The organism is Serratia plymuthica NBRC 102599 (assembly GCF_001590925.1).
In the GTDB taxonomy this organism is placed as follows: domain Bacteria; phylum Pseudomonadota; class Gammaproteobacteria; order Enterobacterales; family Enterobacteriaceae; genus Serratia; species Serratia plymuthica.
The window spans coordinates 1-20,712 of the sequence record NZ_BCTU01000004.1 but is presented as its reverse complement, the minus strand read 5'-3'; the positions used below and the strand labels follow the sequence as shown (position 1 = coordinate 20,712).

Annotated in this window: 17 protein-coding genes; 7 read left to right on the top strand and 10 right to left on the bottom strand. The window is 52.1% G+C overall.

What is annotated here, in order from left to right; all coding sequences use genetic code 11:
• Position 1: 1 nt before the first annotated feature.
• From SPL01S_RS03245 to SPL01S_RS03235, 3 genes are all read right to left on the bottom strand, one after another.
• A complete protein-coding gene (locus tag SPL01S_RS03245; RefSeq protein WP_063197569.1) occupies positions 2 to 667 on the bottom strand; it encodes an O-methyltransferase in 666 nt (221 codons plus the stop codon).
• A 3-nt stretch (positions 668 to 670) separates the two neighbouring features.
• Positions 671 to 1,144, bottom strand: a complete 474-nt coding sequence (locus tag SPL01S_RS03240; protein ID WP_232246010.1) for an MEKHLA domain-containing protein — start codon at positions 1,142 to 1,144, stop codon at positions 671 to 673.
• Positions 1,145 to 1,233: 89 nt separating this feature from the next.
• Complete coding sequence (locus SPL01S_RS03235; RefSeq protein ID WP_020438938.1) at positions 1,234 to 2,418, bottom strand: benzoate/H(+) symporter BenE family transporter; 1,185 nt, start codon at positions 2,416 to 2,418, stop codon at positions 1,234 to 1,236.
• A 113-nt stretch (positions 2,419 to 2,531) separates the two neighbouring features.
• Here SPL01S_RS03235 and SPL01S_RS03230 point away from each other — a divergent pair, with 113 nt between their 5' ends.
• Both SPL01S_RS03230 and SPL01S_RS03225 read left to right on the top strand, forming a co-directional pair.
• Positions 2,532 to 3,095, top strand: a complete 564-nt coding sequence (locus SPL01S_RS03230; protein WP_004943852.1) for a helix-turn-helix domain-containing protein — start codon at positions 2,532 to 2,534, stop codon at positions 3,093 to 3,095.
• 159 nt (positions 3,096 to 3,254) lie between these two features.
• A complete protein-coding gene (locus tag SPL01S_RS03225; protein ID WP_063197603.1) occupies positions 3,255 to 5,345 on the top strand; it encodes a prolyl oligopeptidase family serine peptidase in 2,091 nt (696 codons plus the stop codon).
• A gap of 71 nt (positions 5,346 to 5,416) precedes the next feature.
• On the opposite strand, the gene dtpA is transcribed toward SPL01S_RS03225, so the two are convergent.
• From dtpA to SPL01S_RS03210, 3 genes are all read right to left on the bottom strand, one after another.
• Positions 5,417 to 6,937, bottom strand: a complete 1,521-nt coding sequence (gene dtpA / locus SPL01S_RS03220; RefSeq protein WP_020438940.1) for a dipeptide/tripeptide permease DtpA — start codon at positions 6,935 to 6,937, stop codon at positions 5,417 to 5,419.
• A gap of 906 nt (positions 6,938 to 7,843) precedes the next feature.
• Positions 7,844 to 9,169, bottom strand: coding sequence for a glycoside hydrolase family 30 protein (locus tag SPL01S_RS03215; protein ID WP_063197567.1), 1,326 nt, complete (start codon positions 9,167 to 9,169; stop codon positions 7,844 to 7,846).
• The gene (locus SPL01S_RS03210) at positions 9,166 to 10,554 is read right to left on the bottom strand and encodes a glycoside-pentoside-hexuronide (GPH):cation symporter (RefSeq protein ID WP_063197565.1); all 1,389 of its coding nucleotides are present in this window, start codon (positions 10,552 to 10,554) and stop codon (positions 9,166 to 9,168) included. The genes SPL01S_RS03215 and SPL01S_RS03210 overlap by 4 nt, the downstream gene beginning before the upstream one ends.
• Positions 10,555 to 10,696: 142 nt before the next feature.
• Between SPL01S_RS03210 and SPL01S_RS03205 the strand changes: the two genes are divergently transcribed.
• From SPL01S_RS03205 to SPL01S_RS03190, 4 genes are all read left to right on the top strand, one after another.
• Positions 10,697 to 11,548, top strand: coding sequence for a helix-turn-helix transcriptional regulator (locus SPL01S_RS03205; RefSeq protein WP_013812712.1), 852 nt, complete (start codon positions 10,697 to 10,699; stop codon positions 11,546 to 11,548).
• 179 nt (positions 11,549 to 11,727) lie between these two features.
• Complete coding sequence (locus SPL01S_RS03200; RefSeq protein WP_063197564.1) at positions 11,728 to 12,630, top strand: helix-turn-helix transcriptional regulator; 903 nt, start codon at positions 11,728 to 11,730, stop codon at positions 12,628 to 12,630.
• 247 nt (positions 12,631 to 12,877) lie between these two features.
• Positions 12,878 to 14,254, top strand: a complete 1,377-nt coding sequence (locus tag SPL01S_RS03195) for a glycoside-pentoside-hexuronide (GPH):cation symporter (protein WP_063197562.1) — start codon at positions 12,878 to 12,880, stop codon at positions 14,252 to 14,254.
• Positions 14,251 to 15,858, top strand: coding sequence for a glycoside hydrolase family 43 protein (locus SPL01S_RS03190; RefSeq protein WP_063197560.1), 1,608 nt, complete (start codon positions 14,251 to 14,253; stop codon positions 15,856 to 15,858). Before SPL01S_RS03195 ends, SPL01S_RS03190 begins: the two co-directional genes overlap by 4 nt.
• Before the next feature lie 368 nt (positions 15,859 to 16,226).
• Here the strand turns inward: SPL01S_RS03190 and nth are convergent, their stop codons facing one another.
• Genes nth through rsxD form a run of 4 tightly spaced genes read right to left on the bottom strand, consistent with a single transcriptional unit; the run spans position 16,227 to position 19,281 of the window.
• Complete coding sequence (gene nth / locus SPL01S_RS03185) at positions 16,227 to 16,862, bottom strand: endonuclease III (protein ID WP_062870682.1); 636 nt, start codon at positions 16,860 to 16,862, stop codon at positions 16,227 to 16,229.
• Positions 16,862 to 17,560: an electron transport complex subunit E gene (locus SPL01S_RS03180; RefSeq protein ID WP_013812717.1), complete on the bottom strand. Its 699-nt coding sequence runs from the start codon at positions 17,558 to 17,560 to the stop codon at positions 16,862 to 16,864. The genes nth and SPL01S_RS03180 overlap by 1 nt, the downstream gene beginning before the upstream one ends.
• Positions 17,557 to 18,186 (bottom strand): electron transport complex subunit RsxG, encoded by a 630-nt coding sequence (rsxG, locus tag SPL01S_RS03175; RefSeq protein ID WP_063197558.1) that lies wholly within the window; start codon positions 18,184 to 18,186, stop codon positions 17,557 to 17,559. The genes SPL01S_RS03180 and rsxG overlap by 4 nt, the downstream gene beginning before the upstream one ends.
• A 9-nt stretch (positions 18,187 to 18,195) precedes the next feature.
• Positions 18,196 to 19,281 (bottom strand): electron transport complex subunit RsxD, encoded by a 1,086-nt coding sequence (gene rsxD, locus SPL01S_RS03170; protein WP_063197556.1) that lies wholly within the window; start codon positions 19,279 to 19,281, stop codon positions 18,196 to 18,198.
• 379 nt (positions 19,282 to 19,660) lie between these two features.
• Here rsxD and SPL01S_RS03165 point away from each other — a divergent pair, with 379 nt between their 5' ends.
• Complete coding sequence (locus SPL01S_RS03165; protein ID WP_063197554.1) at positions 19,661 to 20,554, top strand: helix-turn-helix domain-containing protein; 894 nt, start codon at positions 19,661 to 19,663, stop codon at positions 20,552 to 20,554.
• The last annotated feature ends 158 nt before the right edge of the window (positions 20,555 to 20,712 follow it).

Below are 20,712 nucleotides of genomic sequence, written 5' to 3'. Positions count from 1 at the left end.
CTTAATAATTAACGATGGCGATGGAAAAGCCATCCCAGCCTTTGCTGCCTACGGTTTGCAGTGCGGTGGCGTTCAGGCGCGGCTCATTCGCCATCATGTCAAAGAAACGCCGTACGCCCTGAACTCGACCGTCTTTGCTAGCCGCGTCGATCACCGCGCCATCGCGCACCACGTTGTCACCGATGATCACCGTACCGGGGCGAGATAGCGCCAGTGCCCAGTGCAGATAAGGGGGATTGTTAGGCTTGTCAGCATCGATAAAGATCAAATCGAAAGGATCCTCTGCCTGCAGCTCCGGTAGGCTGCTAATGGCGGGACCGACCCGTAGCTCAACTTGTGAGCTGAGTCCGGCGCTAGCGATATTTTTTCTGGCAATGCCGGCATGGTGCTCGTCAGCTTCCAGTGTGACCAGTGAACCGCCCGGCGGTAAGGCTCGCGCCAGCCAGATAGTACTGTAACCGCCAAGGGTGCCAATCTCCAGAATGCGCCTGGCATTGATCATGCGAGCAAACAAATGCAACAGCTTACCCTGGTTCGGTGCTACGTCGTGCTCAGGCAACCCCGCAGCGTTATTGGCAACTAACGTCTGCAATAACACTTCATCCTGTTCTACCAGGCTGTCGACGATATAGGCGTCAACCAGCGCCCAGCGGCTATCGTTTTGCATTGTTCAGGTTCTCCCGTTGGTTAAACCAGCCTGGTTGGCGTTTCGGCTGCGGCCAAAACAGTGCGCCCTGACCCCCGCCCGGGATCTGCCATATGCGCAATCATAAATAGAGAAGGCGTTGCCAAATTCATCGACTTGCAGGCCTCGATATCCCTGTGCGATGCCTTGGCGGGCGGTTCTATCCAGCAATTGCTGGCGTTCCGCGCGATCTACCGGCGAGGCGCTCAATCGCGAAGGCAGCGCAATAAATTCATCGAAGGAATAACCGAAACACTGCTGCGCACAATGATTGGCGTAGATAAAAACCGGCTCCACGTCACCCTCATGAGCCAACAGGTTGTACGGTGCCTGATGGTGCCACCAGAGAAAATGCGGGTCGGGAGCAGTGGCCTGTGGCCCAGGCAGGCCGACGCCTGTCCAGTGGCGATAGGCGGAGTCGATACGTTGAATCAGATCAATCAGCTCGGAAGATGGCATAGACGCTCCCTTAACTGTCAAAGGGGCAATAATCGCCCCTTTGACAGTTAAGCAGAAGATCGCTGAAGCGGAAAAGAATTACGCCTGGATTAATCTATTGTTCGCCGTGGCAGAGACAAAATGAGATGCGCGATCGCCCCGCCAATAATTCCCCAAAATGCAGAGCCGACGCCGAGCAGCGTCACGCCGGAAGCGGTGATCAGAAAGGCGATCAGAGCGGCATCGCGCTGTTTTTCATCCTGCAACGCGCGTTGCAAACTGCCGGCGATAGTGCCGAGCAGCGCCAGCCCGGCAATGGTGTGGATCAGCGCCGGCGGCAACGCACTGAACAACATGCCGATAGCGCCGCCGAACAGCCCGGCGAGCAGATAAAACACCCCGGCGGCCACGGCGCCCATATAACGGCGCTGAGGGTCGGGGTGCACGTCCGGCCCCATGCAAATGGCGGCGGTAATGGCGGCGATGCAAACGGAGAACCCGCCGAACGGTGCCAGCAGCAGTGCGGTCAGTGCCGTCCAGCTGATCAACGGCGAAGTAGGGACGCGATAGCCTGCGGCCTTCAGCGTAGCGATGCCGGGGGCGTTTTGCGATGCCATGGTCACCACAAAAAACGGCACGCCGATGCCAAGCAGCGTCGACCAGGTAAAATGCGGTGCAATAAATTCCGGCACCGCGAAAGCCAGCGGTTGCTGAGAAAGATGAATAGTCCCCTGCAACGCCGCAATAGCCAGCCCCACCAGCAGCGTCAGCACAATCGCATAACGCGCCAGATAGCGGCGGCTCACCAGATACATCAACCCCATCCCGGCGCTGAGCACGAAATTTACTTGTAACGAAGCAAAAGCGTCCAGGCCGAAGCGCAGCAGGATCCCCGCCAGCATGGCCGCCGAAATTGCCTGCGGAATATAGTCCATCAGCCGGGCGAACAGCCCGGTGACGCCGCACAGCAGGATCAACCCGGAGGCGAAGATAAACACGCCAATCGCTTCGTTGATCGGTGTGCCGGGCAGGCTGGTGACCAGCAGAGCCGCGCCGGGAGTCGACCAGGCTGTCAGGATCGGTGTGCGGTAATACAACGAAAGCCCAAGCGAGGTCACGCCCATTCCCAGCCCCAGCATGCTCAGCCAGCCGCCGATCTGTACTGGCGCAGCACCGGCTGCCGCCGCGGCCTGAAAGATAATGGCCGCGGAACTGGTGTAACCCACCAATACCGCGACAAACCCGGCCATAACGGCGGGCAGGGTCAAATGACGCAAAGAGATGGCTGGGTGCATGGCAGACTCCGGCTATAATTGTACGTTATAACGCACGGCGATGAATGAGCATAGCATCGTGCGTTATAGCGCACAAGTGGCTATAATCAGCCGGAATTCAGAACGGGGGAATCATGCAGGAACTGTCCGGCCATCTGGCGCAAACATTGAAATCGCTGCGTGCGCAGCGCGGCTGGAGCCTGGCTCAGGCGGCTGAGAATACCGGCGTCAGCAAGGCGATGCTGGGGCAGATAGAACGCGGCGAATCCAGCCCAACGGTGGCGACGCTGTGGAAAATAGCCACCGGTTTTAACGTGGCGTTTTCCGCTTTTTTGGAGATCTCGCCGCTGCAAGAGCAGGCTACCTTGCACCGTTATGGCGATGCGCCGGTGTTCAACCAGTACAACGCCGATATGCGGGTGGTGCCGCTGTTTCCGTTCGACAGGCAATTGGGTTTCGACATGTTCGTTATCGACCTGGCGCCGGGAGCGCTCAGCGAATCGTCGGCGCACGAACCGGGCGTCATCGAACATGTGATCGTCATCAGCGGCCAGTTGGAACTGGCGGTCGACGGTCAGTGGTACAGCCTGGCCAGCGGCGAGGCAATGCGTTTTCAGGCCGATCGGCCACATGCTTACCGCAACGCCAGCCAGGAGACGGTGCGCATTCACGATCTGATCCACTATCCTAAATTTTGACTCAACGGCACGGGCGCAGGCTTTGACTCCGCTGCGTCAACGATCTACCTTGTTGAAAATGAGTCTTATTTATCCAGGAAGGAGAACATGATTTTGCCGGTTAGCAATCGACGCCAGTTTATTAAACTCAGTGCACAAACTGCAGGAGCCGTATTCGCGATGACTTCATTACCGAACAGTGTCCGCCTGGCGATGGCGGCGGAGGGCGGCGCCAGCGCCACCGATGAGTTCCTGTGGCTGGAAGCGCTGCAGGGCAAGGCCGCGCAGGCATGGGTGAAGCAGGAAAACCAGCGTACCGCTGCGCGTTTTGCCCAAGGCAAAGGCTTCCAACAGGTGGAAAAACAGGTGCTGGATATCCTGAACAAGGACAGCCAAATTCCGTGGGTCGCCAAGCGCGGCGATTACTACTACAACTTCTGGCAGGATCAAACCAATCCGCGCGGGCTATGGCGGCGCACCACGCTGCAGGAATACCGCAAGGCCAACCCGGTCTGGGAAACGGTGCTGGATATCGATGCGCTCGGCAAGGCGGAAGGCAAAGACTGGGTGTTCCAGGGTTCCGTGCCGTTACCGCCGGAGTATCGTTATTGCCTGCTGGAGCTGTCGCCGGACGGGGGCGACGCCACAGAAATACGCGAATTCGATCTGGTCAGCAAAGCGTTTGTGAAAAACGGTTTTGTGCTGCCGGTGGCGAAAAGCCAGGCATCGTGGATTGATAAGGATACGCTGTTTGTCGCCACCGACTTTGGCGCAGGTTCGATGACCCAATCCGGTTATGCGCGCATCGCCAAACGTTGGCGGCGCGGCACGCCGCTGAGCGCCGCCCAGACGCTGTATGAGGCGCAACCGCAGGACATGACGGTGTTTGCTTACCATGACCACACTCCGGGGTTTGAGCGTAGCTACGTGGGTCGTAGCCTGGATTTCTATCGCCGTGAAACCTTTGTGCTGGGCGAGCAGGATCGGCAAATCAAAATTGATATCCCCGCTGATGCCGAGTTCAGCACGCACCGTGAATGGCTATTGATCAAACCGAGCAGCGACTGGGACGTGGGGGGGACGCGCTATCCTTCAGGTTCGCTGCTGGCGGCGCATTTCGATGATTATCTGGCGGGAAAACGCGAACTGACGGTGTTATTCACGCCGACCGCGCAGGCGGCGCTAAGCGGTTATAGCGGTACGCGCGACCACCTGATCCTCAGCATCATGGACAACGTGGTGAACCGACTGGAAGTGCTGACGCCGCAGGGGAAAAGCTGGCAGCGCAGGCCGCTCGGCAAGCCGGGCGCCATCAGCACGATTTCCGCCGGCGGGATTGACGATGAAACCAACGATTATTTTCTGACCATTGGCGGGTTCCTGCAGCCGACTTCGCTGTACCTGGGGAATCTCGACGGTGGCGAGGCCGAGCTGCTCAAGCAGGGGCCGCAGGACTTTGACGCCGGCGGTTATCAGGTCAGCCAGCATTTTGTCGCCTCCCGCGACGGCACCCGCGTGCCGTATTTCCAGATTTCGGCCAAAGATATCAAGCTGGACGGCAGCAACCCAACGCTGCTGTACGGCTATGGCGGTTTTGAAGTGTCGCTGCTGCCGGGTTACATGGGCAGCAAGGCTCCTGCCTGGCTGGAGCGCGGTGGGGTGTATGTGGTGGCGAATATCCGCGGCGGCGGGGAATATGGGCCGGCCTGGCACCAGGCGGCGCTTAAACAGAACCGCCATCGTGCCTATGAGGATTTTGCCGCCGTGGCGCAGGATCTGATTGCGCGAAAAGTGACATCGTCACAGCATTTGGGCGCGCGTGGCGGCAGTAACGGCGGGCTGCTGGTGGGTAACATGTTGACGCTGTACCCGCAGCTGTTCGGCTGTATCGTTTGTGAGGTGCCGTTGCTGGACATGTTGCGTTATACCCAGCTTTCCGCCGGCGCTTCCTGGATTGCCGAATATGGCGATCCGGCCAAAGCGGAGGAATGGGCGTACATCAAAACCTTCTCGCCTTATCACAATATCAAAGCGGATGTGCCTTACCCGCCGGTGCTGTTTTACACCGCCACCAGCGACGATCGCGTCAATCCGTCGCACGCCCGCAAAATGGCGGCGCGCATGCAGCAAATGGGTTATCAGCAGGCCTATTTCTATGAGAATACCGAGGGCGGGCATAGCGCCGCCGCAGACAAGAAACAGGCTGCGTTCCACAGCGCGCTGGTCAGCGAGTTTATGTGGGCAACCCTGAACGGCAAGTCGCCAGACTGAGAATAGAGAGGTTGAAATAAAAAACGGGGCGTTGTTGAGACGCCCCGTTTTTTGTCTGTCCGAAGCCGTTATCAGTTAACCGCTGCGGCGGCCTGCGCTTTCTTTTCGGTGTCTTCTGCGGTGTCCAGCGTCATGCGGTACAGCTTCGGTGCGGTCAGCATCATCAGAATGGCAATGACGGCGGTGGCGATACCGATTTGCATAAACACGTGGCTGTAGATAGCCAGCGAAGCGTGCGCGTCGTTGATGTCGCTTGGTACGGCGGTTAATCCCGCAACCTTGCCGGCAATCAGCGCGGCGGCGGCGGTGGTCAGGAACCAGGACCCCATGATAAAGCCCATCAGGCGTTGCGGTACCAGTTGCGCCACCATGGCCAGACCCAGGCCGGAGATCATCAGTTCACCGATGCTTTGCAGCCCATAGCTCAGGATCAACCAGTTAACCGACACGATACCCTGTTCGTTGGCGAAGCTGGCGCCCCACGGCAGTACCAGGAAGGCGCCGGAGCACAGGATCATGCCGAAGGCGAACTTGTGCGGCATCGGCAGACGGTCACCCATCTTGTTATACAACGCCGCCAGAATCGGGCTGGCCAGCATAATCCAGAACGGGTTCAGCGCCTGATACTGTTCAGGTTCAAACGCCAGGCCGAGGATATTGTGCTCAACGTTATGGATGGCGAAGAAGTTCAGCGAGGTCGGCATCTGGGCATACAGCACGAAGAACACTACCGCTTCCAGCATCAGCAGAAAGGCGACGATCATCTTGCGGCGCGCAGCGCCATGCAGCGTAAAGGCTTCTTTGGCGAACACGACAACAATGCCCAGGGAGATAATCGCCAGCGCCCAGCGGGCAATGATCTGGTTGTGCAGCAGCCAGCTTGACAGGGCAACCAGCGCCACGATGCCAACCAGCACCATCAACAGCTTCTTGACCTGCAGCGGTTTAAAGTCCGGCTTGGAACCGTGTTGTTTCACCCATTTGTGGCACACCATAAAGTTGACCAGGGTGATCAGCATGCCCACCACGCTCAGTGAGAACGCGACGCTCCAGCCATATTTCGCCGCCAGCCACGGGGTCGCCAGCATCGACAGGAAAGAACCGATATTGACGGACATATAGTACATGGTGAATGCACCGTCCAAACGCGGGTCGTCTTTCTCATAGCAGGTCGACAGCAGGGAGGATGGGTTCGCCTTGAACAGGCCGCTGCCCACGGCGATGGTCGCCATGCCCAGATAGACCCAGAAGATTTCATGGCCGGAGTACGCCACCATGGCATAACCGACGGCCAGTACCAGCGCGCCCAGCACGATCACGCGCTTGGAGCCCAGCACTTTATCCCCTAGCCAGCCGCCGATGGCAACGAAGCCATACACCAGGGCGCTGAAGGACGAAAACAGGGTAATGGAGTCGGCTTCGCTCAGGCCAAGCATTTTGACCAGATAAACCGCCATGATGCCTTGCAGGCCGTAATAACCGAAACGTTCCCACAGTTCGATCGAGAAGATCAGGTAGAACGCCTTAGGTTGTTTGAAGGCGTTAAGACTGACGCCTTCAGGGTGTTTGCTGTTGTTGTTTGCAGTTGACACTGGTACCTCTGATTTTTCACTGCCCCGTCTCGTAGAGACGAGAAATTGCAAAAGGTGATGCAGGACTGCATCCTTCTGCGTTGTTATAGGATGGGATGACGGCGGTTAATGTTCACTATCTTTGTCAACGAGGCAAGCCGTTTGTCATACTCTGTTACATATAACGTTCGCGTTGTGAAACAACCATGTTGCAAATGTTATTCAGCATTAACTTTTGCCTTGATTTGTTTTGGCGAGTTTTTGTTTTGATTAAAAGCTATACGGAATTTAATTAGTGATATATTCTGCTGTATTGTGTTTTTGTGGTCGATATCAATACTTGTGATGATCAATCCACTGGATTGTTGTGTGTAATGGGTGTTTTGTAAAATTATAGAAATTTAAGCCAATGGAGCTGGCGGTTGTGACGACGATGTGATCGTGAAAGCGTGATTTATGCCGCAATTTTTGACTAAATTTTCGCTTGAAAATAACATGGAAGTGATTTTTTCTCTGAAATCCACGAAATTGCCAAGGTTACTGCTGCTCGGTATCACATTTCTGATAAAAAATAGGGCCGTGACAGGGGAAGTGGCGCACGCAGGGTAGCGTGTGCGGAATGTTATATCTGCAACAGGCTATAGCGCTAAAAGGCGCTATCCAAGGTGGGCAGGTCGGCTCAGGTTCAAACGGCATAGGTGCCTTTAAACCTCGGGAGCGGTACTCACGTGATGCGCTCGTTGTTGCCCCATAGCTCCTGTTAAATAGGACGGAATTATCACGCGATAGCGGATAGTGCCACGCATCGCATAAAGAGGGGGCTGCCGCCCCGGCAGCCAGAAGATACCGGCTTCTCCGCGTCGCTCGGGGGAGGACAGGCGTATTGCAACAGGGGAGATAAGGCCCATTATTTCAGGGCCATTATTTTTAATGGTAATCTTTTACTATTAATGTATTTATTGAGTTTTCATGAAGGATAAACTCAAGGGTTCTTTTCCCAATGGCAAGCCTCAGTTCTCGTTTATGAAATGAAGGGTTATTTATCGTGATGATGACCGAGTTATCAGGGTTTTCGAACGCAACGGTGTTACCACTCATCGCACCTGTTAATGGGATTAGCCGGGCACCTGGCTTAATGTATCGAGAAAAGTGACGCATAACGCTATACTCAGGATTATAACTTACTGATTTTGTTTCTTTATTTATGGAGATCATAGTGTTTTGCTTCCAACCCCAGGTACTTTCTCCCCCTTCAGCCAACACCATGTTCCAGTAAAAGTAGCCGTTGGCACCATTGACTAAGTAATGTCGGAACAAACCAAAAATATAGTGCGCGTACTGCCAGCTATTATTTCCATCACCACATTCACTTTCTGTTTGGTAATAGCGTAATTCAGGGTAACTCATGACGGTGCGTTGAATGGCATTCTTACCGGCCCACTGATAACCCACGCCGCTAACATATTGGTAGGCTTCGGGGTCGGAAAGTACACAGTTGGCGTAGTCATCATAGTCTTGCCCCGGCTCTTTCAAAAACTCCGGAGCATTAATGGTTCCTAACCAGATCTCGCTATCTATAGATTCTTGCATAAAAAGTGGGCCGAGATACTCTTTTATAAACTCTTTCAACTGCTCGCCGCTCCAGACACAAGAGGGGAACTTTTGATCGGCGACAACTTCATTTTGAATATGTACCTGCGCTATGCGCACACCTTCGTTCTCATAGTGTTCGATAAATTTTTTAAAATATAATGCGTAAGCTTTTTGCGCCCGTTCATCCTGGCGAAGACGGCCAAAATTACAGGCTTGATGTGTTTTCAGCCAGGTAGGTGGGCTCCAGGGGGAGGCAAAAAGCGTCATGTTTGGCTGACGCGCAAGTGCCTCTTTTATATAAGGCAATAAATAACGTTTGTCACGCTCAATGGAAAAGTGTTCCATGGCGTAATCTTCCTCTTGTTCATTGAGGCTATACCAGGATACGGCATAATCACTTGCGCCGATCGGTACGCGTCCCAGGGTAAGCCGACATTCACCCTCTGGTGAAAACAGGTTATCCAGGATGTCGTGCCGCTGTTTGTCGTCCAGAGCATTTAACGCTGTCATCCCCAGTTCATTGAAGCACCCGCCGAACCCTTCCACCTGACGACCACGGAGTTTGGACAGCTGCAGGTTAGCGGGTTTAATTGTTTCTAGAAGACGGTCGCATTTCTGCCATTGTTCCGTATCAGATGATGTGATCCATTCAATATTCATATGTCAGCTCTCCTGTGAGCATTATCAGACAGCGTGTTTTCGGGAAAAGAGACAACAGAGTGGGTGAGTAACAAAGTCAATTTTTTATCGTTGAGAGAGTACCCATGCATAATCAGGATCAAACTGAATGTCAGAATACCGGGCAAGGCCGTAAACAGCAGTGTAATCATGAGTAAAGCGTTATTTCCCTGTGTTACGGCACCACCAATATAATTCCCCCAGGCCAATAACCAACCAATCAGTGCGCCACCAATAGCAATACCCATTTTAATTGCAAATAAATTAGTGGAAAAAACGATGCCACTTAAATGGCGGCCGCTGACGCGTTCCTCTACATCTATCACATCTGAGAGCATGCTCCACTGCAATGGAGTTGCCGCAAGTTGAATGACGTTAATCAGAAAAATCATCGTGCAAACCAGCATTGTCTGCGACGGTGGTATAAAGTAGAACAGGCATAATAAAATAGCCTCAGCGGCCATGGCCAGCTTGAACCCTAGTACTTTATCCGTGTTTTTGAAAATAACGGGAGATAATAGTGCACCCACGATACCCGCAATGAGCGTGAGTGTGAGCAACGGCGTCGCCAAGTCTGGTCTGTGCATGACGCTGTTTATATAATAAAGGGCGGAGCCACCTTTAAAAATAACGGCGATAAGATTAACTACGTTGAGCGTAAATAACAGTCGCCAATCCTTGTTTGCACACAATACCTGAAAATCACTCCAAATGCTGTGGTGTTGAGTATCTGCAGGTGGAATGTAGCGTTCCCGAGTATTTGCGAAACAGATGTAAAAGAAAATAATACTTAGCGATCCCATTACCATCATTGCGTAAAAATAACCTTGTTGCAAGTTGCCGTGACCAAGGTATTTCACCAACGGAAGCGCACTCAATGATACGATCAGCCCACCTAATGTACTCAGCGCAAAACGCCATGATTGCAAGGAGACGCGTTCTCGCGGATCTCTCGACAGATTGTTGATCATTGCGCAATAAGGCACGTTGATTGCAGTGTAAACGAGAGAAAGTAACGTATAAGAAATGTAAGCATAAACCAGCTTGCCAGTATAACTGAAATCGGGCGTATAAAATGTCAAAGTACATAAAACGCCGAATGGAATGGCAAACCACAGCAGGTAAGGGCGGAATTGGCCGAATCTGCTGCGCGTACGATCGGCTATTGCACCCATAATAACATCGGTTACGGCATCGATAACGCGTACGGCGAGAAACATTGTTCCCATATGCAGGGGGGAAAGTCCAAAAACGTCAGTGTAAAAATAAGCCATAAATAACATCAGCGTTTGCCAAACAAGATTGCAACCGGTATCACCTAAGCCATAGCTTATTTTTTCTTTTATAGAAATAGATATTTCAGACATTAATGTCTCCTTCGGGCAAGTTGTGCTCCGAACGGGTGGTGGTTGATGAAAAATCAATAAGCCCGGGGTGAAGTCATAGTATTGCTTTTTTTGTGATTTATATGTATTAAACAGTGATATTTATATAATAAAAGTGAACTCCATGAGTGATGCCGGTCCCATTTATGAACATATTCCTGTCCCCACGGGGCGGGCATTCACGTTACGGCGCGATGACAGCACCCACTTTGTTGGCCTGTCTATCGCAACGCATTTCCACTTAATGTATGAGGTCATGTGGTTTCCTGCGGCAAGGGGCAGTTTCACCATCGGTAATGAAACTTATTTGATTAAAAACAATACGTTGATATTTATCCCTGCCTTGTTGTGCCATGAGATGCAGTTGGAACCGCAACAAGACCATTTGCGGTACTTACTTCAGTTTGAAGTGCAGTGGCTGCAAAACTGCGCCATCAATCTGCAACCCGAACAACGCATTCAACCGATGATAGGCTATGTCACTCAGAGCGAAGCAGACAGGATCGAAAATTTGCTGGGTTGGGCTACGGAGCACCTGAAGCAGGACAACGCAGAAGAGTTGGTGTTGTCGCTGTTGAAAACATTTTTATTGTTTACACTGCAAAAAATAAACTGTCCCGCATCTACTATTGCAGCCGAGCATATCGACAGGCTTATCGAGCTCATTCGTTATATCGATATTAACCAAGAGTATACACTTGCAACATCTCTGGCGGCAAAACGCTGTGATTGGTCCGTGTCTTATTTCTCTCGCACTTTCAAATCCATTTTTGGGCAAACACTGCAAGATTTTTTATTAACGAGGAAACTTACGAAAGCCGTGCGCCTGTTATCTTCTACCGAGCTAAAAATCAGTGAAATAGCGGAGCAAACTGATTTCACTGACAGCGCTTATTTCTGTGCCAAGTTCAAAAAAATAATGGGGTGCTCACCAAGAAACTTCAGGATAAGAATACGCAAGACAGGCGAGTTTTGAATCCTTAAGACGAGGCGGGACGTTACGTAATGAGCATATTAGTGTAATGACCTGCCGGCGGTTATGCGGTGCGGCAAAGGGCGGGTCTTCAAACGCAGTCAAGCACGGTGTTGATTTTTAGCTTTAAAAGGCGTAACAAATGGCGTTATCGACGTCTTTTTATAAGAAATTTGCGTATTATGTGGAACGTAGATCACTTTTTCGAAAAAATTGAAACGACGCTGGGCACAGATTACATGTTGCGCGCACGGGAGGCTGTGCCTGAGAAAGGGGTATACATCAGGCCCCACGTACATTTGGAACATGAGATTATGTGGTTTCGCCACGCCGAAGGTTTTTACTCTATCGGCAGCGAAAAATTCAAACTGAGAGACAATACCTTAGTCTTTGTGGGGCCGATGAGACTCCATGATATGGAGTTGGCATTCACCGATAATCATGAGCGGTTCTTGCTGCAATACAATAATACGGTGTTGAATCGTTTGAAATATCAGTTCCCCGTAACGCCTCCGCACGCCGGGTTTGTATTGCAACTGAACGAGCGCGATGCCGAACGCATGCAATTTCTCTTCAGATGGTTCACCGATATGCATGACGCTCCCTATACTCTCTGTGAAGCGAATCCGTTGTTAATACTCTTGCTCAATACGGTGTTTATCCATGCTCAACATGCTGAGCAAGTCACCGTCAGTGATGAAAAAAATAACATCTTCGACAAGATAATTGATTTGGTCGTACATGTTGAAAAAAACGCAACCTTCAACATGACGTTGAATGAAGCCGCTGCGCATTGCTCTCTCTCGACAAGCCATTTCTCCAGAACGTTCAAAAGAATCATGCAAGTCAGTTTTAAAGAGTACCTGCTCGGGAAAAAAATTTCTCAATCCACTGAGCTCCTCAGAAACACCGAGTTAAGCATTACTGACATTGCTTATCAGTGCGAATTTACCGACAGTGCCTACTATTGTTTCAAATTCAGATCGCTAATGGGGGTAACGCCTAAAACATTCAGAACTAACAGTCGCTCCACGAAGCAACTGTCTACTAAGCACGATAATCTTGTCCGCCAGGAGAAACCCTAAAAACCCCATTAGAAACAGGTTATATACCCTGGCAGTCGTTCCCACACGGAGAAACGACCGTTCAAACCCATGTCTTCGGAATTCAGGCAATCATCACTTTCCAAAATGGTGATCTCCGTTACCCTGCAAACGCAAAAAAATTATATAAAATCGACTTTCCGTTACAGCCGCCTCCCAAGGTAAAGATTATTTTTGATACCAGAACGTCAGTGCTTTCTGATTCTATAAAAACTCAAAAGGTATCAACATGTCTAAACTCACGGTTAAAGAGAAAATAGGCTATGGATTGGGCGATGGCGCATCGAACATCATCTGGCAAACCATCATGTTGTTCATGGCGTATTTTTATACGGATATTTATGGCCTCAGTGCCTTTCATATGGGAATCATGTTTCTCGTCGTACGTATTCTGGATGCCTTTTTCGATGTGTACATCGGATTTTTAGCCGATCACACCTCAACAAAGCACGGACAGTTCAGACCCTACTTACTTTGGTTCTCATTGCCTTTCGGTATTCTTGGCTCTCTCACTTTTTTCACCCCAGAATTCGGTGAAACGGGCAAACTCATCTATGCCTATGTTTCTTATACTGCATTATCACTGCTTTATACGTTGGTAAACGTCCCTTATTGCGCCATGATTAATAACCTCTCCCAGAATCCGGAAGAACGCGTTTCCATGCAATCGTACCGCTTTGCCTTCGCGGCGCTGGGCGGGATCATCGTATCGGTTATTGCACTGCCGCTGACTAAAACCCTGGGGGGCGGCAATCTGCAACACGGCTACTTTTACGCTATGGTGTTGATGGGGTTAATCAGCACCGTTATGTTTTATCTTTGTTTCGCATTGACCAATGAAAAGTATGCTCGCCCTGTAGATAAAACACAGAAGTTCAGCACTGTTTTCAAAGAGCTCCGCCATCTTTCATCCGACAGAAACTGGCGGAAGTTATTTTTACTCAATGTGGTGAACCTGACTGCGGGTATTTTAAAAACCGGTGGAGCAATGTATTTCGTTACTTACTATTTACATAGGCCCGATCTTGTCAGTATTATTTTAACCATTATTCTCGGTGCCAAATTTGTTGGGTCAATGTTTACCACTGCCTTGTACTCCACATTAGATCGATTATTTGCTTATAAAATGGCGATGACGGTGCAGGCAGCCATCATGATCGGTTTGTTTTTCGTTCCGGCACAATATGTCGTTGTTATCTGTGTGATTATCGGATGTATCCATTTTATAAACTCTACGGCAACGCCGTTACAATGGAGTCTCCTCAGCGATATCATTGACCATATTGAAAGTAAAGCCGGGAAGTCATTCAGCGGGCTGGTTTTTTCAACGAACATTTTTGCCATCAAAGTCGGTATTGCAATAGGTGGAGCATTGATGGGGTGGTTACTGACGGTCGGTGGTTATATAGGAAACTCGGCTACTCAAGCGGATACTGCCACTCTTTGTATTCGTCTTATCTTCACGGTTATCCCTGCGATGTTAATTTTGAGTCTTATCCCGATTCTCAGAAAATATAATCTTGACCAGAAGAAGGATGGTGGCGCGTATTCGCAAAAAAATACCTCTGCCGACGTTCTTTCAGAAGTAAAGGGAGAGTTAAGATGACAGTCATTAAAAACCCTATTTTGCCAGGATTTAACCCGGATCCTTCTATTATCTATGCTAATCATGCCTATTATATCGTTACTTCAACATTCGAATGGTTTCCTGGTATCTGTCTCTATAAATCTTTTGATTTAAAAAACTGGAAATTAATCTCATACCCCCTTAGCAGGGTGAGCCAGTTGGATATGAAAGGCAATCCGGACTCTGGCGGGATCTACGCGCCTTGCCTGAGTGTCGATAAGGGGCAATTTTACTTGGTTTACACCGATGTAAAAAACCTGACGGGCAGGTTTTGGGATGCCAACAATTTTATCGTGACGACTTCTGACATTGAGGGGGAATGGTCTGAGCCAACCTATCTCAACAGCCGGGGAATTGATCCGTCGCTGTTTCATAAAAGTGATGGCACCAAGTGGCTGGTGAGTATGGAGATGAGTTACCGGGATGGGGGGAAGCCGGGTTTCCCCCATTGGAATGGCATCATCATTCAGCAATACGATGAGGAAAGCAGAAAACTCATCGGTGAGTGTCAAAAGATTTATAACGGAAGCGATCTGGGCACGACGGAAGGGCCACACATTTATGAGCGGAACGGCTGGTTCTATCTCTTAACGGCAGAAGGGGGGACGTTCTACAATCATGGCGTGACTATGGCACGTTCGCGCCACTTACTGGGGCCGTACGAAACTGATCCCTGTGGCCAGATGATGACTTCCCGTTATGATTGTCGGCTTCCCTTGCAGCGTACAGGTCATGCCGATCTGGTTGAAACCGAGATGGGCGAGTGTTTTATGGTTCATCTCTGTGGCCGGCCTTTGCCTTCACGCGGCAGAAGCCCAATGGGCAGGGAAACCGCCATCCAAAAAGTTTACTGGAGCCACGACGGTTGGTTAAGACTGTCCAATGAGAAAACGACTGCGGATCTTGTCGTCCACTGCCGGTTACCGGAAAAACCCTGGCCTGATGAGCCGCAACGGGATGATTTTGACTCGCCCACGTTGCCGCTACACTTTCAAAGCCTGCGCATTCCGCTGCCTGAGGAAATTTGCAGCTTGAAAGCCAAAAAAGGGTGGTTGCGGTTGCATGGCAAAGAGTCTCTCAGTTCCCGCCATTGCCAGAGTTTGGTGGCCAGAAGACAAACGGACTTCGCTTTCAGGGCACAAACATGCGTTGATTTCACACCGACGTCTTTCCAGCAAATGGCAGGGCTGGTCTGTATTTACGATACCACTAATTACATTTATTTGTTTTTGACGGCTGACGGTGAGAGGAAGCGCACCCTTAACCTGATGATTAATGATCTGAACAGATTCAATCAACCGACGGAAAAGGGGATTGAACTGGAGCATGATGCTCCGGTTCACCTAAAAGTTGAGGTTAGCCATGATGCTGCCTTCTTCTTTTACTCCTATGACGAGAAAGAGTGGCATCGCGTGGGGGGGTATGTTGAATACAGCAAGCTGTCCGACGAATACTTCAAAGAAAAAGGCCATGAGCGGTTTACTGGCGCATTTGTCGGTATCTGTTGCCAGGACTTTACGGGGGAAAACGCGTATGCAGATTTTGATTATTTTTCTTACGCCCCGGTTATTGAAGATAAATAAGCAGGAAATATCTCGTCATGGAAAACTGACAGATTCAACTCCAATCATTCGCGGTGTCGCCGCGCTGTAGGGCGCTATCACTGACTAGTCACACAATATGAAAACTGTCTGAACGTGCGGCCCCTGGGCAGATCAGCAACACAGTACTTTGCTCAGGGCGACAGGTTCAGCCGGGAGGGCCAAGGTTTACTCTTGGCGTGCCGGCGGCTCTCATAGACATGGCACGCACAGTGGATGAAACCGGCTCTGAGACGTTGCCGTGACAATAAATAACCAGAGATTGTCCGATCACCCATCTGATTGTGAGCCTTGATATAAAGCCATAACTTCACGATGGAAAGGTGCGCATGCGGGTTTTTATTTGTACTTTACACCTCGGTTTTACCATTGAACTCGCATAAATCTTCAATAATGCAGGAGCCACAGCGGGGTTTGCGCGCAATGCAGGTATAGCGGCCGTGCAGGATAAACCAGTGGTGGCAATCGACCTTGAACTCGCCCGGCACCACCTTCAGCAGCTTTTCTTCGACCTGATCAACGTTTTTGCCCGGCGCGAAGTTCGTGCGATTACAAACGCGGAAGATATGGGTATCTACCGCAATGGTCGGCCAGCCAAAGGCGGTGTTGAGCACCACGTTGGCGGTCTTGCGGCCTACGCCGGGCAATGCCTCCAGCGCGGCGCGATCTTCCGGCACTTCGCCGCCGTGCAGCTCAAGCAGCATGCGGCAGGTTTTGATGACGTTCTCGGCCTTGCTGTTAAACAGGCCTATGGTCTTGATGTAACTTTTGACGCCGTCGACGCCTAACGCCAGCAGCGCCGCCGGGGTATTGGCCACCGGATACAACTTGGCGGTGGCCTTGTTGACGCTGACGTCGGTGGCCTGCGCGGAAAGCAGCACTGAAATCAACAGCTCGAACGGCGTGGTGTAGACCAGTTCGGTGGTGGGCTGCGGGTTGTTATCACGCAGCCGGGTCAGAATTTCCAGGCGTTTGAGTTTATTCATTACGCTTTCTCTGCTTGTCCTGGTTCCAGCGTCGGTTCGGCCACTGACGCCCTGGCGGTGCGCGCCTTCATCCGTTCATCAATCAGGTATTTCACCGCCAACAGCAGGCCCAGGCCAATAAAGGCGCCTGGCGGCAGCATGGCCAACAGGAACGGGCTGTCGAAATGAACCACTTCAATGCGCAGCACCTTGGCCCAGCTTCCCAGCAGCATATCGGCACCGTCGAACAGGGTACCGTTGCCGAGCAGTTCGCGCATCGCTCCCAGGGTCACCATGACGCCGGTGGCACCCAGGCCGATAGCCATGCCGTCCAGGGCCGACAGGCCGATCGGTTTTTTAGCCGCCACCGCTTCGGCGCGGCCGACCACGATGCAGTTGGTGACGATCAGCGGAATAAAAATCCCCAGCGACTGGTAAAGGCCGAAGGCGTAGGCGTTGATCAGCATCTGCACGATACTCACTACGGCCGCGATGATCATCACGTAAATAGGGATACGGACTTCACTTGGCACCCAGCGACGCACCGCAGAAATGGAACCGTTGGTCAGCGTCAGCACCAGCGTGGTCGCCAGCCCCAGCCCCAGGGCGTTGGTAACGGTAGAGGTGACGGCCAACAACGGGCACATCCCCAATAACTGAACCAGGGCGGAGTTGTTCTTCCACAGCCCCTGGACAATCAACTCTTTTGCTTCACTCATTCGCTGGCTCCGCAGGCAGGTAAGGTGTTGAGTTTAGGCGGCAGCGTTTCCATATACAATGCCGTGCGGCGAACGGCGTTGACGACCGCGCGCGGCGTGATGGTGGCGCCGGTAAACTGGTCGAACATACCGCCGTCTTTCTTCACCGCCCAACGCTTGTCGTCCGCGCCTTCAATTCTCTTGCCGCTGAAGAACGAAATCCAGTTCGAAATGCGCAGCTCAATCTTGTCTCCCAGCCCCGGTGTTTCGTGGTGTTCGATCACCCGGGTGCCGAGCACGGTGCCGTTGAAATCGGCGCCGACCAGCAACTGAATGGCGCCGGAATAACCATCCGGTGCGGTGGTTTCCAGTGCCGCCGCCGTTGGTTGGCCGTTCTTGCGTGCCAGATACAGGCGGTGCGGGGCGCCGTTGCCCAGCGCCGGGTCGCTGACCAGGAAGCATTCGGTCTGCATGTTGTTATCGTAGTTTTCCGGCGGCACCACTTGATCAAGCAGCGCTTTTTGCTGCAGTTCCGCCTGATGAGCGATGGTTTTCTGCGTCAGGCTATGCACCACGGCGGTCAGGCCGGTCGTCACTGCGGCGAACACCGCCAGCGTGGTGCCATGCTTTCTCATTGAATTTAGCATCATGGCTCCTTAGCGATGGCCGTACACGCGCGGTTGCGTGTAGTGGTCGATCAGCGGCACGGTAATATTGGCCAGCAACACGGCGAAGGCCACACCATCTGGATAGCCGCCATAAACGCGGATCAGCCATACCAGCACGCCAATCAGCGCGCCGTAGATCAGGCGGCCTTTGGGCGTGGTGGAGGCGCTGACCGGGTCGGTGGCGATAAAGAACGCGCCCAGCATGCTGGCGCCGGAGAACAGGTGGATCAATGGCGATGCCTGATGCGCGGGATCAAACCACCAGGCCAGGCCGGAGCAGATAGCGATGGTCGCCAGCATGCTGAACGGGATCTGCCAGTGGATCAGGCGGCGCGCCAGCATAAACAGGCCGCCTGCCAGGAAGCCGAGGTTGATCCACTGCCAGCCGATGCCGGCAAGCGCGCCGCCGAACAGCGGCTGTTGCAGCATCTGCTCGACGCTATGACCGCTGCGCAGGCCGGTTTTGAAACCGTCCAACGGCGTAGCCTGACTGATGCCGTCAACGCCCATTTGCAGTTCATGAATAGTGGCACCCTGCGCGGTATGGCCGCTGAAAATAGCCAGCAGGGTATCCTGGAATGACAGCGCGGTGGCGCGCAGTTCATCCGGCGGCAGCCAACTGGTCATCTGCACCGGGAAGGCGATCAGCAGCACCACGTAACCGACCATGGCCGGATTGAACGGGTTTTGCCCCAGGCCGCCGTAAAGCTGTTTGGCGATAACGATGGCAAAGAAGGTGCCGATAACAATCATCCACCAGGGGGCCAGCGGCGGCAGGCTGATACCGAGCAGCAGCGCGGTCAGCAGCGCCGAGTTGTCCGCCAGCCGGGCGCGTACCGGTAATTTGCGCAGAGCGAGGATAGCGCCTTCCGCCAGCAGGGCGACGACCATCGCCAGCGCGGTTTGGATCAGGTTACCGTAGCCGAAAAACCACACCTGCGCCGCCATGCCCGGAATGCAAGCCAGCATCACCCACAGCATGATGCGGCTGGTGCTTTGCTGGTTATGGGTGAAAGGGGAACTGGCGATGTGCAAGCCTTTGGCGGCTGTTTGTTGTACCGGCCTGAACTTCATAGAATCACTACACCTATCTTTGCCGTTGATCGGCAGGTTCGACGCGCCTCACAGCGGAGACGCAGGGAAAATAATAGCGCTGCATTCTACCTCAATCACTGAAAGGGTAATACGTCTTAATTGTAGGGGTATTAGGCTTTTAGCACGGGTTGCGCTGTGGCTTAATCGCGCTGTGGCGCGATCGGATTTTTTTTCGCGGCAAAACTACGCTAGCTTGAGCATGCAGTAGTCAAACTGTTGGCATCGCGGGCCGGCGTCAGGCGATAACCGCTGGATTTGTATGTTATTTTTGGTACGTTTTTTCGCACAAAATAACAACTTTTGCATAATCCATGTGGGTTATTATCCCGAGTATTATTAAGTTAGTGAATGCATAATAATGACTAATGAAGATGTATTTTTTATTGAAGAATTAATTGAGTGGGTTGAGATACATCTGGAGAAACGGCCTAATCTGGACGAAGTCGCACGCATTTCCGGCTACTCCAAGTGGCATTTGCAGCGCAAATTCAAGCGTATCACCGGCATTCAACTCGCCACCTATATCCGTTCACGCATCCTGACGCGTGCCGCAGTGGCGTTACGCATTACCCACCGTTCGATCATCGACATCTCAGACGAATTGGGCTTTGACTCCCAGCAGACCTTCACGCGCATGTTCAAGCAGCGTTTCGACACCACGCCCAACCGCTATCGCTCGATGGACAAATGGGATGTGAAGAACCTGATGCCGCGTTTCAGTTTCGACGCCAGCTTTGCGGCCGATTACTATCCGGAGGTGAAACGTCTGACGCTTCCGGATATGCAACTGGCCGGTTTCTCGCGCCAACTGGATTTTGCCGCCGAAACCGAAATCGAACATGCTTCCTGCATGGCGATGAAGGACGAGATTTTCACCGATTTTTTTCGCGGGCTGAACGTGGATTGCCTCCGGGTGTACAGCATTCACTCCCCCCGTAACCGTGATGACAAGCAGTGTTCATCCACTCACGTGATGGCGGTGGAGGCGGAGAACAAAAAGGATATTCTTTCGGGGCATCAGATCGACAACATTCATATTCCCGGCCGCGAGTATATTTCTATCAACCATTTGGGCACGGCGAAAGAGTGCTTGCAGTTCTTCGCTTATCTGGTGACCCACGTGATGCCGGGGTTGCGCCATGAGGTGCAGGGCAGCGTAGAAATGGAGATTATTCAAATCAAGGAATGGAATCAGGACTCGAAGATGCGTCAGATCGACGTTGATTATACCTATCTGATTTCTATTGATTAGGCTGCGTCCCTTCATGATCCGTGGTGCATTCGCAGTTCCATCAAGGGACACAGCCTAACGCGCCTTGCGTTCTGCAAGGCGCTTTCTTCCGTTACTCTTTTTCCGTCTCGGCCGTAGCCAGACTCTGCGCCGCCTTCTTGGCTTTGACGCGGGCAATA

Coding starts and splice junctions, on each gene's coding strand:
- SPL01S_RS03180 (WP_013812717.1), bottom strand. CDS start 17,560: ATGAGTGAAGCAAAAGAGTTGATTGTCCAGGGGCTGTGGAAGAACAAC.
- SPL01S_RS03210 (WP_063197565.1), bottom strand. CDS start 10,554: ATGTCTGAAATATCTATTTCTATAAAAGAAAAAATAAGCTATGGCTTA.
- rsxD (WP_063197556.1), bottom strand. CDS start 19,281: ATGAAGTTCAGGCCGGTACAACAAACAGCCGCCAAAGGCTTGCACATC.
- nth (WP_062870682.1), bottom strand. CDS start 16,862: ATGAATAAACTCAAACGCCTGGAAATTCTGACCCGGCTGCGTGATAAC.
- SPL01S_RS03215 (WP_063197567.1), bottom strand. CDS start 9,169: ATGAATATTGAATGGATCACATCATCTGATACGGAACAATGGCAGAAA.
- SPL01S_RS03165 (WP_063197554.1), top strand. CDS start 19,661: ATGACTAATGAAGATGTATTTTTTATTGAAGAATTAATTGAGTGGGTT.
- SPL01S_RS03205 (WP_013812712.1), top strand. CDS start 10,697: ATGAGTGATGCCGGTCCCATTTATGAACATATTCCTGTCCCCACGGGG.
- SPL01S_RS03200 (WP_063197564.1), top strand. CDS start 11,728: ATGTGGAACGTAGATCACTTTTTCGAAAAAATTGAAACGACGCTGGGC.
- SPL01S_RS03195 (WP_063197562.1), top strand. CDS start 12,878: ATGTCTAAACTCACGGTTAAAGAGAAAATAGGCTATGGATTGGGCGAT.
- SPL01S_RS03225 (WP_063197603.1), top strand. CDS start 3,255: ATGACTTCATTACCGAACAGTGTCCGCCTGGCGATGGCGGCGGAGGGC.
- rsxG (WP_063197558.1), bottom strand. CDS start 18,186: ATGCTAAATTCAATGAGAAAGCATGGCACCACGCTGGCGGTGTTCGCC.
- SPL01S_RS03230 (WP_004943852.1), top strand. CDS start 2,532: ATGCAGGAACTGTCCGGCCATCTGGCGCAAACATTGAAATCGCTGCGT.
- SPL01S_RS03190 (WP_063197560.1), top strand. CDS start 14,251: ATGACAGTCATTAAAAACCCTATTTTGCCAGGATTTAACCCGGATCCT.
- SPL01S_RS03235 (WP_020438938.1), bottom strand. CDS start 2,418: ATGCACCCAGCCATCTCTTTGCGTCATTTGACCCTGCCCGCCGTTATG.
- SPL01S_RS03240 (WP_232246010.1), bottom strand. CDS start 1,144: ATGCCATCTTCCGAGCTGATTGATCTGATTCAACGTATCGACTCCGCC.
- SPL01S_RS03245 (WP_063197569.1), bottom strand. CDS start 667: ATGCAAAACGATAGCCGCTGGGCGCTGGTTGACGCCTATATCGTCGAC.